This is a genomic window from Acetobacter indonesiensis (genome assembly GCF_000963945.1).
Lineage (GTDB): Bacteria > Pseudomonadota > Alphaproteobacteria > Acetobacterales > Acetobacteraceae > Acetobacter > Acetobacter indonesiensis.
In genome coordinates, this window is sequence record NZ_BAMW01000045.1 from 135033 (window position 1) to 148138 (window position 13106).

A 13106-nucleotide genomic window follows, 5' to 3' on the forward strand; every position below is an offset into this window, starting at 1 on the left:
CTCAAGCGAAAGAACTGTTAGGATACTCTTCCGGTTTCTAACGCACAATACGCCACAGCAGCACCAGTAGGGCGTCCCATGCGCAGGCAAGTGCTTCATGCGTAAGAATATAAAATTTCTGAAAAGCAGTTTTGCCTTGCAGGGATGCATAAGGAAAAGGAATTGCCTTGGTTTCCCATCCTGCAATTTTCATGAGAAGTAAGCAGCGAGGCATATGATACGGGCTTGTTGCAAGCATAATACTTTGGTTTTTAATGTTTTGTTTTTGAAGTATTTTTGAGCATGCAACAATGGAATCAAATGTGTCTGTAGCCGTTTGTTCGGCTATAATTTGACCGTCGGAAATGCCAGCGTTTTTGAGAAGTTCAGACATGACATCTGCTTCGGTTCGCCCCGCCTGAGGAACAGCGCCTGTCGGGATGTATAGTGCGTTAGGGCTGTTTTGGCCGAAAGACAAAGCTGCGTTAACGCGGTTTACAAGTGCAGGTGATGGCGACCCGTCAGGCCGTAAAGCTGCGCCAAAAATAATGATTGGTACACCTTTTCGGCGAGGGTTCATGGGGTGTTAAGGCCTTTAAGCTTTGCTCAAGCGGGTGATTGAAGCAGGACGCGGTTAAGGCTTAGCAAAATGGTAAACGTTTCTTGCCAGATTGCTTTGAATTTTTCGACAGCGACGCCTCTTGTTTCCAGAATGGCAGCAAGTTGCCTCACAGAGCGTTCGCCATCTATCAGTGGGAGAAGCCCTCTGGCTTGCGGAGGCAGAGGCACAGGGACAATCAAGGTGCCAAATGCAAAAGGAAGCGTATTGTCGGTTTGCATTTGCTTTGCCAGTTCTACGCCTGGGATTTCACGCATGACAGGGATTGCATCGAAATCCATATGGTCTGGCGGAGATTTTTTTTCTCCTTTTTTAACCACATACGCCACATGGGTGGCCATATTGCCAGTAAGCGCTTCAGCAACAATCGCTTTTTCGCGCCAAGTCAGTGTTTCAACGCGCTTGCGGAGCTTGGGGTCCGGCAAAAACAGTGCGGGATCATAGCGTGCTGGCTCCATCAGGCACGTCGGCTCAAGCTCTGCTCCCTGCAAAAGGTCTAGAAAGCTGCCTATAGAATAAGCATGGTCGCGTGGGTTGAGAAGTAGGTCATAAAGGCCGGCATCTCCACCGCTAAGGTGATCCCCAAAGTTACCGTTCTGCCGTAGCCATGCTGTCGCTGGCAGGGTCCGCATAATACGCTTGGCTACATCCAACCTGACTGAAGGGGTCTCTGTAAAAGGAGTCAGGTTCTCCAAAGCGTCCTGTAGCATGTAGACACCCGTTCGACCGTAGGGAGCATAAACCATCAGCCCCATTCCCCCTTCAGGGGCGAGATGATGTGTCAGGTTCTTCAGTGTTTCGGCAGGATTGGGGAGGTGATGGAGCACTCCGCAACAGTCAATGTAATCGAAAAGACCTAAGTTAAGCGGGCCAAGATCAGTTAGTGATCCTTCAATAAATCGTATGTTGGTTAACTGACGTGTTTCTGCCCGTGCTTGTGCAATAGCTAAGGCATGCTTTGATCTGTCTATGCACACTACTTCCCCGGCCCGTTTGGCACGGTCAAGTTGAGTGGCCAGCATAATTGCCCCGTCTCCCGTCCCACACCCAGCAACGAGAACACGGAGCGCTTTGCTGCGCGAACGACATGCAGCAAAGACCCAATAATCTATTTCTCGCAGATGGCTTGGGCTGCCAATAAGCAACCGACGTGTTTCATCCTGAGGGTTGCGTTCAGGATAAGGATAAGCCTCGTACTGGGCGGCGAGTTCGTTGTCTCGAGGGTCGTTGCTGGTGGGCATGGGCTTTCGTCTCTCGGATCAGCGTGGCAGCAATTTGCCTCGTTGCCAGGACTCTGCCGCTTCGTCAGCGGTTAGCCCTTCCGAACGCATGGCAAAATCCATTGCGTTTATGACTTTTGTGCTGAGCATAAGTTCGTCCAGCTCGTCCTGAAGGTCTCGGTCGAGTTCATCGGACAGGCCAGGACGAAGCAGCATCCGGGCATCCATTTCTGGTCCCATCCCGGCTTTCGGGTCCGTTAAGATACGGAAGCCGCCTTGATGGAAAAGAAAACATGGCTGCATCAGCGGCATAAGGACGCAGTCATTATTGCTCAAGGCATGAGAAAAAAAGGCAAGAGCAGCCTCATCTTCCAGAACGTTGATTGAAAACCCGACATCAAGGAGACCATAGGTTGAGGTCATGTGCTCAACCTGATCTTTCAAGGAAAGAGGAGTCGTGATCACGCGTGATAGCTGTGACCCAGCCTGCGCAACATCAGCAAGCGATGTTATGGAACTGTCTTCCTGAGAGATGCAGCAGCAGGCAGATGGGTTAAAAAGATGCCCCAGAGGCTGCACGCCATCAGACAAAAGGTCTGCATCCAGATCAGGCAGCCATGCGGAAATATAGAGATCTACTTCCCCATTTTTCAGCATTTCGCTTAAGGCAGATTTAGGGCCAACAACAATTTCTGGCTCGACATCATTTGCTTCCAGAACTCGGATGATTGCAGCCGCCGTTGCCTCATGCACGGTTGAGTCGGGATGGGCTAGCGTTAAAGTGGTCATATCATCTTCCTTCTGATCAGGCCGCATACCATGTAGTCAGACCTTGCAGCAGGAGAAAGACGCAGGCGCAATCCCTGAAATCAGGATGCTGCCACTTAAAGTGAAAAAATTATGGAAAAATTGATCGAAATTTTATCGATATAATTCGGCCTGCTTTATGTGGCAGATCAGCTAAAATTTTTCGGTGTTTTTGCGGCTCTCTTGAAACGCGAGGTTCTGCGCGAACTTAATCGATTTCAAGAGAGAGTTTAGTCGGAAGACGTTATGCGTGTGCGTGATTAGGCAGCAACAATTTTTTCAGGAAGAGGCAGAACTGGCCGGACCATATTTAATGCGTCAGCAAAAGACGCGAATTGGCCCAGTTGATGTTCCCGGATGGCGTCAACGAGGATCCATTTATTGCCACGAGAAAAGATCTTGTAAGCCGGATCGGCCGTTTCCCGAACCCAGATGACAATATATTCAGAAGAGTGACCCGGTTCGCGATCTGATGATCCAAAAACATCTGCATCGCATACGCCCATAGGCAACCCTGCTTCTACCCAGCGAGACAGATATTCCCGATGGCGAGACAGAATTTCCATCTGAAACGGAATAATTTTACAGGTCGAAGGTGTTTCGGTCATGCGCAGCATCAGATCTTCCATTCCCTTCAAATGCCAGAAGGCTCTCACTGGAATTGACTGTAAAATGCTCGTTTTCGCTGCGCCAATATAAAATGGGTTTAGACGCCTCAGAAAGAGGCAGAAACTTTATTCAGTGACGAAAAAACCACAAAAACTGAATGTCTGCACAAAAAATAAGTCTATTTTTTGTGCAGACGATTAAATTATATGCGACTTCAAGTTAAAACTTTGCTGAAACCATAAGCGATCCATAGTTGAAGAGACCAGACTTGGCGCCTTCAAACTGCTGAGTCTGCCAGACCTGACTATAGGAAACGCGCAGGCCATAGAACATGACGGCTAGGCCTGCATGAATTTCGCCAACATCCCATTTTTTGTTCACATGCAGAGAATTACTCCGCATCGTATTGCCTTGCAGGCTGGCGTCATACCCAACGGCTTCACCGGTTACGCCACCAAAGAAGTACCAAGCGAACCCGCGAGTTGCTTTGTAGGCGTCTGAGCCGTCAGTGCCAGCTGCCTGAATGGTTGGGACACCAAAATCACTATCGAGTCCCTGACCAATACGGATCATGTCGCCAATGCGACCATAAATTTGATAGTCACCAATTGCGGCGGCGGCAGATGGCAGCATGTCCAGTTCAATGCCAGCAACCTTGGCGAGCGGGAGTCGCCAGGTACGGCCGCCCTGCACCTGGAAAATGGGCTGGTTCTGAAGCTGGTGGCTCCATCCTTGGTTTTTGGTATCACCAATTGCGCCATGAAAGCCATTTTGAAGCTGGCGGCCTAGGCCAGCAGGTCCCATAACACCCACTTGAATGCCAAAAATACTGCGCGACGTATCTGTGTCATTAATAAGATTGATCGTGCCTAGCAAAACGCTGGCATAAGGGCGGTCACGTAATAAGCTTGTCTGTGGCTTGCCCGCCCCCCAAGGGTCAGGCGATTGGGTGTCACGCGGTGTAAAAATCATCTGCTGCAGGCCCATGCTGATACGCTGCACCCCTTCCCCCCAAATGGCTTTGTTAATTGCGGCTATGGGAGTCGGAAGAGTATCAGTGCCAGATGTCCAGTTCAGGCGTAGACCACTTGTATAGTATTGGTCTGACGTTCCATTGAGTGTGGAAACTGCATCATTTTCGCCTTGCAGCGTCCATGTGCCCTGCTTGTCCTGCAACGGGGTGGCTTTGGCGTCAGAAAAAGAGGCAAGAGCGCTACCTGCCATCAAGAGGGTCGTGACAGCGACATACCGTATGGAATACGGCTTCAGGGCAGCAAACATGATTTTCCTCTCACTCTGCGCAGGCAGGCGTCATTTTGTTTTTCTTTAGTTGATTGCGCAGCAACAAGAAACCCTGTTTCACGTATGTGCACTTTTGTGAGGATCCTGTGATCACTTCCTGACGTCATTCATGCGTCGGTCACAAGATTGTTATAAGCAGAAAAAGAGATGAAACAGAGGTTAGTTTCATGCTTTTCTATAGCGACACTACAGCCGGTATGCTACGGATTTTATCGGGTGTGGTTGCAGTGCTCAGGAAAGGGTGGGGTTTTGCTCAGAATTGAGTGGTTCGTCAACCCATTCCAACCACTTGCCCATTTTTCAATATCTGGAGAAGGCTAGGCCCTCTCCATGCTCCAGGATCAAGACCGTTGAGAAGTAACAGGACCGACCGCAGCTCTCGTTCTCCGCGCCGCGGCGGATTTGACGATGATTTTATGTCAACACCTTCCTATGGCGAACGCCCGGCCTTTGGCGGCGGTGACCGTGGTGGATTCGCTCCGCGTCGGCCTGCTGGCGGCGGCGCAGGTGGCCCTCAGGTTATCGCTTCCGGTCCGGAAATCGGTGCGACTGTCAAATGGTTCAACAGTGAAAAAGGCTACGGCTTTGTTGAACTGGCAGATGGTTCAGGCGATGTGTTCCTGCACGCAAATGCTCTCTCCCAGATCGGTCAGGATGGCGTAAGCCCCGGCGCGACGCTGGTTGTGCGCATTGGTCAGGGCCCGAAAGGCCGTCAGGTTGCAGAAGTTATTTCTGTTGACGAAAGCACAGCTCAGCCAGAACGTCCTCGTTCAGGTGGCGCAGGTGGTTTCGGTGGCGGCGCTCCGCGTGGTGGCTTTGCTCCGCGTGCACCTCGCCCTGCTCCGGACATGTCTTTTGCAGAAGAAATTCGTGGTACCGTAAAATGGTATAACGCAACGAAGGGCTTTGGCTTCATCACGCCAGATGGTGGTGGCAAGGACATTTTTGTTCACGCTTCTGCCCTTGAACGCTCAGGTCTTACGAGCCTCAATGAAGGCCAGACGGCAAATGTAAAAGTTGTTCAGGGTCAGAAAGGCCCAGAAGCAGCTTCTGTCGATCCGGCCTAAGTTTTTCACTATACTGAAAAACGAGAAAACCCCGCATATGCGGGGTTTTTTTTGTTTTAGTCAGAATTACATTAAATACTTTGGTGGAAAGGCCGGATAAAAGGGTGCGCTTCCCTCGCCTTTTAATTAGTAATCGCCTTTGCCCTTATTACGCAGCAGCCGCGCTTTGTCTCGTTGCCAATCACGTTCTGCTATCGAGTGGCGTTTATCCACATTCTTCTTGCCTTCGCCCAGCCCCAAAGTGACTTTTGCTACACCACGAGTATTGAAGTGGATATCGAGTGGCACAAGCGTAGCCCCTTCACGTGCAATCGCACCCAGATATTTTTCAATCTGTTTCCCGTGCATGAGCAGCTTGCGGGGCGCACGGGTATCGAAACGGGAGAGTACGCCGCCCTGATATTCAGGGATATAACTATTGAATAGCCACAGTTCTCCGTTTCGTTCTGCCGCATACGCTTCGGTAATCATTGCACGACCAAGGCGTAAGCTTTTAACTTCGGCACCCTTTAGAACCAAGCCAGCTTCAACGGTTTCCTTAATGAAGTAATTAAAGCGGCCTTTCCTGTTCTGGGCAGCAATACCATGAGAGATCATGGTATTTTTCTTCGGTTTTTGGGCCATTAATTTAACAATCCTACATCAACCAAAGCAGACCGAACGAGTTGACGTGAGGCTTCTGTCAGCGGTGCAAGCGGTAAACGCGTTGTCTCACCAGCGATGCCAAGCAGGCTTGCTGCATATTTTGCGGGCGCAGGATTACTTTCGCAGAACAATGCATCATGCAGAGGTAAAAGTTTGTCCTGTATGGCCACTGCATCAGCGGCTCGGCCTTCCTGCCACGCTTTCTGCACCTCTGCACACAATGCAGGGGCTATATTAGCGGTGACGCTAATGCACCCATCTCCGCCGGATGCCAAAAATGCAACAGCGGTGCCATCTTCACCTGAAAGTTGATTAAAGCGCTTTGTAACAGCCCGCCGCACTTGTAGCGGACGCAGCAGGTTGGCTGTGGCATCTTTAACGCCAGTGATATTACCGTGTTTTGCAAGCCGAGCCATTGTCTCGACCGTGATATCAACTACCGACCGACCGGGAATATTATACAGAATAACTGGAATGGAAATTGCATCTGCAACAGCCATAAAATGGCGGTACAAACCTTCCTGTGTCGGTTTGTTGTAGTAAGGGGTAACGACCAAAGCGGCTGATGCCCCAGCTTTTTCAGCATGTTTTGCCAGATCAATCGCTTCAGACGTACTGTTCGACCCTGCCCCCGCAATCACGGGTACACGGCCAGCTGATACCTTGATGGTTCGTTCAACAACGGCATGGTGTTCGTCATGCGACAGAGTGGGGCTTTCACCAGTTGTGCCCATAGCGCACAGACCTGATGTCCCTTCCTCAATCTGCCAATTCACCAGATTTTCGAACGCGTTAAAATCCAGACTCCCATCGCGATTCATTGGGGTAATAAGCGCAGTAATGGAGCCTGTGAATACTGTATCTAACATGAGCCGTCGTCTATCCTGCAATAGCGTCTGCACATCCTGAAGGCTGACCTTCAAGGGAAACGCCGATCATTTGCCGCCGGAAGGGCGACTGCTTGTAAACACCAAGAATCTTGGCATCTTCCGAGAAAAAATCAAGTTCAGCCAAAGCTTTGCCTAAAGCTTCTTCCTGTGGGTGGCCGTCAACATCCATTAGAAAGCGTGTGGCGGCAAACGTGCCTCCTGTCATATAGCTTTCCAGTCGCGTCATATTGACGCCGTTTGTCGCAAAGCCCCCTAACACCTTGTAGAGCGCTCCAGGGATGTTTTTGACGCTGAAGATAACGGTCGTCATGACATCGGGTATGCTAGGTTCGGGCCGATCAGCCGAAGAGGATGCAATATAGAAGCGTGTTGTGTTGTGCTTTGCATCCTCAACATTTCGCTGAAGAATTTCCAGCCCGTTTAACTGGGCTGCCAGTTCAGATGCAACAGCAGCTTCTTCTGGTTTGTTCCACAATGCGACAAGCTCAGCTGCGCCCGCGGTGTCAAATTCTACAACTGGCGTAAAATTGTGACTATTCAGCAAGTTGCAGATTTGGCCCATTGCAACGGGGTGAGTGTGGACCCGCTTTATATTCTCAATGCGGGCACCCGGAACGCCCAGTAAGCAATGTTCCACACGCTGAAAATGCTCCCCGACGATATACAGCCCGGAATTAGGGAGGAGTGTATGGATATCCGGTACCCGGCCGGCGAGACTGTTTTCGCACGCCAGCATGGCCAAGCTAGCCCTACCCTTGTGAACGGCCTCAATGGCTTCGGCAAATGTTTTGCAGGGCAAGGTTTTCCAGCCCGGCTTTGCCTGACGGCAGGCAAGGTCAGAATACGCTCCCGGGCGACCTTGGAAGGCAATTACCTTATTTGTCATCTCACTATGCTCCGAAAGCCTGACGGGCGCGTTCAAGATCTGCCGGAGTATCAACGCCGAACGGAGCAGACGCTATTTGTGCGCAGCCAATACGCATTCCAGCTTCTAGCGCGCGTAACTGCTCCAGCTTTTCGCGCTTTTCCAGGCCCGATTCTGGAAGGCTCACGAATTTCTTCAAAGCGTTTCTACGCCATCCGTAAACACCAACATGGTGCCAGATTGGCCCTTCACCCCACGGAATTGCATTGCGCGAGAAATAAAGTGCTGGCGCGCAGTCTGCCGCGCTTGAAAAGTGACAGGCAACTTTCACAACTGATTCAGCCTCTTTTTCTTCCTCTGACGAAACAGGAGCAACCAGAGTACCGACATCAAAAGACGCACCCTGCATCGCCCGCATAACGGCATGAAGGTGTTCTGGTGGGAATGTCGGCAAATCCCCCTGCAAATTGATGATGATGTCATGGTGTCCATCAGCATCCAGTTTCTCGGCAGCTTGCCAGACTCTGTCGGAACCCGAAGGCAAATTCGGGTCTGTCAAAATTGCAGTGCCACCAGCATGCAGAATAATATCGCAAATAGCTTGATCTGCCGCGGCTACAGCAACAGGCCCTATATCGGCCTTCATGGCGGCTTCCATGACCCTTACAATCATGGGTTTTCCGGCAATATCCGCAAGAGGTTTACCGGGAAGGCGTGTTGACGCCATACGGGCGGGGATGATGACAAGCGGGGAAACCATCAGCTTGCTCTGCAATTCGGCACGGAATATAGCCTTGAAACGCTGTGAAAACGTTGCCGTATACGGGCAAAGGGACAAGCTTCACACGAAGCGGCGCGTAGTTTAGGTAAGGCGCGAGCCAAACGCAACTGGAGGAACCAGGGGCCGCACATGGATAGCACGTTTCTTAATAAAGCGGCTTTTGCGGCTTTGCTCAGTTTTGGCGCTGTTTTTCTCTCATGGACGGTTGCTCAGGGAGTTATCCCTCATACGGAGCCGCTGCACCCAACGTTTTCCGTGCCGGATACAGAAAAAATCGCGATTGCTCCTTATATGGCGCAGGCCAACGCTATTCGCGGGGCTGATCTGGCGCAGCAAATCTGTTCCAGTTGTCACGCTTTTGTTGAGGGAGCATCCGATGGAGTTGGCCCAAATCTGTCAGGCGTTTCCGGACGGCATATCGCATCAGCTAAAGGATATGCGTATTCTGCGGCGCTTAGTGGACAAAACGCTCATATCTGGTCTGATCAGGCGTTGTCAGATTGGCTCAGCTCCCCTGCCCGCTTTGCTGCCGGAACCAAAATGTCTTTGATGGGGATATCGTCCCCTGCCCAACGCGCTGATATTATTGCGTATCTTCATTCATTAGGAGATAGCGGGTTACCGTCCTCTGTTTCCCCCCAGCAAGGTCCATCATGAGCACACAAGATCTGTCCGTTTTTCTGGATGTTGCCAACATGATGGCTGATGCGGCCCGATGTGTCATACGGCCATGGTTTCGCACATCCATTGGAGTGGTGGATAAATTAGATCAAAGCCCAGTCACGATTGCTGATCGGACCGCAGAGCGGGTCATGCGGGCTATTCTGGCAGAAAGACTGCCAGATCATGGTGTATTCGGGGAAGAATTTGGGCTTGAAAATGAGGTAGCCCAGTATCGCTGGTTGTTGGATCCGGTTGATGGCACCCGTTCTTTTGTAACAGGTCGCCCCCTGTTTGGTACTTTGATTGCATTGCTAAAAGATGGCGTACCTGTGCTTGGCCTTATTGATCAGGCTGTCACGGAAGAACGCTGGATTGGTGTATCCGGTCAGCCGACGCAGTTTGTTTCGCGCTTGGGTGGAAAAGCAGGCACACGGCGATGCAAAGAACTGGGTTTGGCTGAACTTTCCTGCACATCTCCCGAAATGCTGGAAATCGCGCCGCATCAGGGGTGGAAGACTCTGAAGAAGAGCGTCAAGCGCATGACGTGGGGGGGGGACTGCTATGCGTATGGGCTTCTGGCGCTGGGGCAAATTGATATCATTGCTGAATGTGACATGAACCCGTGGGACTGGGCTGCCCTGGTGCCCATAATAGAAGGGGCTGGGGGCAGAATAACAGCGTGGGACGGCACACCGCTCCATGCGGATGGAGATAGAACTGTGCTGGCAGTTGGGGATGTCTTGCTGCACGAAAAAGCTGTTCAGGCTTTGGCTCACATGCCCTGATTGCGGGTTAGTCTAACGAGATTATAACGCGGCACACCTAGGAATTTTCTGCATTTTGGGATAGGCCTGCGCATCGGCACAACAGGTATGGTCATTCCGCATGAGCACGCAACTATCCCTTCCCAAGGATAAGATCCGCATTCTGCTGCTTGAAGGCATTCACGACAGTGCCGTCGCACTGCTTAAAGCCAGTGGGTATGAAAACGTCACCCGTCACAAAGGGGCGCTTGAAGGCGATGCCCTGAAAAAGGCGCTTGAAGGTGTTCATATTGTGGGCATCCGGTCACGCACCCAACTGACGAAAGAAGTCATTGATGGGGCTGATCGTCTGGTGGCTATCGGGTGCTTCTGCATCGGTACCAATCAGGTTGACCTAGATGCGGCCCGTATGAACGGTATTCCCGTTTTTAATGCTCCTTACAGCAACACGCGTTCCGTGGCCGAACTGGTTATGGGCGAAGTTGTCATGCTCATGCGTCGTATTTTCCCGCGTTCGAATGAATGCCATGTGGGAACATGGAACAAATCTGCCAGCAATAGCTGGGAAGTGCGCGGCAAAACGCTGGGTATTGTCGGTTACGGTTCCATTGGGTCGCAGTTGTCTGTGTTGGCGGAAGCCTTTGGTATGCGCGTCATCTATTTTGACGTGGTGGACAAGCTGGGCCACGGTAACGCGGGTTCTGTTGACACACTGGAAGAACTGCTGGCTGAAAGTGATGTGGTCAGCCTGCATGTGCCGCAACTGCCGACAACAAAGAACCTGATGGGGGCGGCGCAGATCCGTGCCATGAAAAAAGGTTCTTTCCTGATCAATAATGCACGCGGCAATGTGGTTGATCTGGATGCTCTGGCAGAAGCTCTGAAAGACGGGCATTTGCTTGGTGCGGCTATTGATGTGTTCCCCAAAGAACCCAAAGGCCCGAATGATCAGTTGGAAACACCACTGAAAGGCCTTGATAACGTTATTCTGACCCCACATATCGGCGGCTCCACCGCTGAGGCTCAGGAGCGGATTGGCGTTGAGGTTGCACGGAAGCTGGTTGAATACTCGGACGTGGGTTCAACCTTCGGTTCCGTAAACTTCCCTGGTGTACAGTTGCCCCAGAGCCCTCGGGGAACGCGTTTCATGCACGTGCATCACAATGTGCCGGGTATGATGATGCGGTTAAACGAAATTTTTCTGCGTGAAACCTGCAATGTCACGGCCCAGTTTCTTCAGACAGATGGTGAAATCGGCTACGTGGTTGTTGAAGCAGATACGGGGCACAATACAGACCTTGATGACCGTATTCTTCAGGCATTGCGTGAGCTTGACGGCACCATCCGTGCTCGCCTGATTTACAAAGGTCGGTGATTTTTAATGTTGGGATGCGAGAATGATTAATTCTCGCATCCGTAGTTTTGCTTTTTCAGGCATCGAGGCGCGCCCTGTCTGGGTTGAAGTTCAGATTGCTTCCGGGCTGCCTGCTTTTCTGATTGTCGGCTTGCCAGACAAAGCCGTGGCAGAAGCACGCGAACGGGTCCGGGCTTCCTTTACCTCCATAGGGCTGGCGCTGCCTGCAAAGCGTATTGTTGTTAATCTGGTGCCAGCCGATATTCCTAAGGAAGGCTCTCATTTCGACCTTCCCGTCGCTTTGGCGTTGCTGTGTGCCATGGACGTTATTCCGTTTGAAGAAGTCTCCCGGTTTGCTGCTGTAGGAGAGCTTTCTCTGGATGGACGCCTGAACCCGGTTGCAGGGGTTCTATCCGCTTCAATCGAATCCGCGTCCCTTGAACTCGGTCTGGTCTGCCCGGGCTCTCAAGCTGAAGAGGCGCTTTGCGGAGGCGATATTGCCATTCTGGGAGCAGCCAACCTTCTGGCGTTGATTAATCATTTTAACGGCCTGCAAGTTCTTACTCCGCCTGTTTTTTCTGCCGCGGAGTCCGAACCAGAAGACTTGTTGCCTGATCTTGCTGACGTAAAAGGTATGGAGACGGCGCGCCGAGCCTTGGAAATTGCAGCGGCTGGTGGCCATTCCCTGCTCTTATCCGGCCCGCCAGGTGCCGGGAAGTCAATGTTGGCGGCGCGACTGCCAGGCTTGTTGCCAGAACTTGGGATGAGGGAAAGTCTCGACGTCTCTCGCATCTACAGTGCTGCGGGTTTGTTAAAAAATGGCCGTCCAATCAGGCGGCCGCCTTATCGTGATCCTCATCATTCCGCCAGTTTGCCTGCTTTGATTGGTGGTGGCTCTCGTGCGCGTCCCGGCGAAATAAGTCTGGCGCACAACGGCGTGCTCTTTCTGGACGAATTACCCGAGTTTTCGCGCTCAGCGCTTGAGGCTTTGCGGCAGCCGCTGGAAACAGGCCGTGTCAGTATTGCCCGAGCCGCAGCGCATATTACCTACCCTGCCCGTTTTCAGTTAATTGCAGCCATGAACCCCTGTCGGTGTGGGTATCTAGGCGACGCAGAGCGGGAGTGCCGGAAAGCCCCTCAATGCGGTGATGATTATATGGCGCGTTTATCCGGGCCTCTCCTTGATCGGATTGATATGCATGTGGCGATGCAGCCCTTCACCCCGCTTGATTACATGACGCAAGCAGGAGGCGAGCCCAGCGCCCCGGTCGCGGCACGCGTCAAGGATGCAAGACAAAGACAGTATGATCGGCAGGATGGTCTCAAAAATGCGGAAACCTCTCTAGACCACCTCCATTTATCAGACGCTGCCCAACAGCTTGCCCAGACAATAGCAACACGATTTCGTTTTTCAGCGCGAGGATACACGCGACTGTTGCGGGTCGCGCGAACAATCGCGGATTTAAGCGGTGAGATGTCTGTTCAGTCCGCGCATGTTGCGGAAGCCGCTACCTATCGTGTGCGTAGCGGCTCTGCCTGAT

14 protein-coding genes are annotated in these 13106 nt (G+C 51.8%); 5 read left to right on the top strand and 9 right to left on the bottom strand.

The features are described 5' to 3' along the window. Positions 1-37: 37 nt before the first annotated feature. The 5 genes from Abin_RS10890 to Abin_RS10910 form a co-directional block, all read right to left on the bottom strand. Positions 38-559 carry a YdcF family protein gene (locus tag Abin_RS10890; RefSeq protein ID WP_048846796.1) on the bottom strand — a complete coding sequence of 174 codons (522 nt, stop codon included), beginning with the start codon at positions 557-559 and terminating at the stop codon, positions 38-40. 26 nt (positions 560-585) lie between these two features. After that, complete coding sequence (locus Abin_RS10895) at positions 586-1839, bottom strand: class I SAM-dependent methyltransferase (RefSeq protein WP_048846798.1); 1254 nt, start codon at positions 1837-1839, stop codon at positions 586-588. 18 nt (positions 1840-1857) lie between these two features. Continuing rightward, positions 1858-2607 carry a glycine betaine ABC transporter substrate-binding protein gene (locus Abin_RS10900; RefSeq protein ID WP_048847079.1) on the bottom strand — a complete coding sequence of 250 codons (750 nt, stop codon included), beginning with the start codon at positions 2605-2607 and terminating at the stop codon, positions 1858-1860. Positions 2608-2885: 278 nt separating this feature from the next. After that, complete coding sequence (locus tag Abin_RS10905; RefSeq protein ID WP_048847081.1) at positions 2886-3242, bottom strand: hypothetical protein; 357 nt, start codon at positions 3240-3242, stop codon at positions 2886-2888. Positions 3243-3453: 211 nt separating this feature from the next. Next, positions 3454-4515 carry a lipid A deacylase LpxR family protein gene (locus Abin_RS10910; RefSeq protein WP_048846800.1) on the bottom strand — a complete coding sequence of 354 codons (1062 nt, stop codon included), beginning with the start codon at positions 4513-4515 and terminating at the stop codon, positions 3454-3456. A gap of 371 nt (positions 4516-4886) precedes the next feature. On the opposite strand from Abin_RS10910, the gene Abin_RS16060 reads away from it, so the two are divergent. Then, positions 4887-5603 (top strand): cold-shock protein, encoded by a 717-nt coding sequence (locus Abin_RS16060; protein WP_084593595.1) that lies wholly within the window; start codon positions 4887-4889, stop codon positions 5601-5603. Between the two features lie 126 nt (positions 5604-5729). Here the strand turns inward: Abin_RS16060 and smpB are convergent, their stop codons facing one another. Genes smpB through Abin_RS10935 form a run of 4 tightly spaced genes read right to left on the bottom strand, consistent with a single transcriptional unit; the run spans position 5730 to position 8763 of the window. Beyond that, positions 5730-6227 carry an SsrA-binding protein SmpB gene (gene smpB, locus Abin_RS10920; RefSeq protein WP_048846802.1) on the bottom strand — a complete coding sequence of 166 codons (498 nt, stop codon included), beginning with the start codon at positions 6225-6227 and terminating at the stop codon, positions 5730-5732. Further along, positions 6227-7117: a 4-hydroxy-tetrahydrodipicolinate synthase gene (gene dapA / locus Abin_RS10925; RefSeq protein WP_048846803.1), complete on the bottom strand. Its 891-nt coding sequence runs from the start codon at positions 7115-7117 to the stop codon at positions 6227-6229. The genes smpB and dapA overlap by 1 nt, the downstream gene beginning before the upstream one ends. 10 nt (positions 7118-7127) lie before the next feature. Further along, positions 7128-8024, bottom strand: a complete 897-nt coding sequence (locus Abin_RS10930) for a prephenate dehydratase (protein ID WP_048846805.1) — start codon at positions 8022-8024, stop codon at positions 7128-7130. 4 nt (positions 8025-8028) lie between these two features. Further along, positions 8029-8763 (bottom strand): 3-deoxy-manno-octulosonate cytidylyltransferase, encoded by a 735-nt coding sequence (locus Abin_RS10935; protein WP_048846807.1) that lies wholly within the window; start codon positions 8761-8763, stop codon positions 8029-8031. A gap of 150 nt (positions 8764-8913) precedes the next feature. Here Abin_RS10935 and Abin_RS10940 point away from each other — a divergent pair, with 150 nt between their 5' ends. The 4 genes from Abin_RS10940 to Abin_RS10955 all read left to right on the top strand — a co-directional run bounded on the left by Abin_RS10940 (position 8914) and on the right by Abin_RS10955 (position 13105). Further along, positions 8914-9441 (top strand): c-type cytochrome, encoded by a 528-nt coding sequence (locus Abin_RS10940; protein ID WP_048846809.1) that lies wholly within the window; start codon positions 8914-8916, stop codon positions 9439-9441. Next, positions 9438-10232, top strand: coding sequence for an inositol monophosphatase family protein (locus tag Abin_RS10945; protein ID WP_048846810.1), 795 nt, complete (start codon positions 9438-9440; stop codon positions 10230-10232). Before Abin_RS10940 ends, Abin_RS10945 begins: the two co-directional genes overlap by 4 nt. Positions 10233-10332: 100 nt before the next feature. Continuing rightward, entirely contained in the window at positions 10333-11586 is a 1254-nt protein-coding gene (gene serA, locus Abin_RS10950; RefSeq protein WP_048846812.1) for a phosphoglycerate dehydrogenase, read from the top strand. Between the two features lie 22 nt (positions 11587-11608). Beyond that, positions 11609-13105, top strand: coding sequence for a YifB family Mg chelatase-like AAA ATPase (locus tag Abin_RS10955; RefSeq protein WP_048846814.1), 1497 nt, complete (start codon positions 11609-11611; stop codon positions 13103-13105). Position 13106 lies beyond the last annotated feature (1 nt).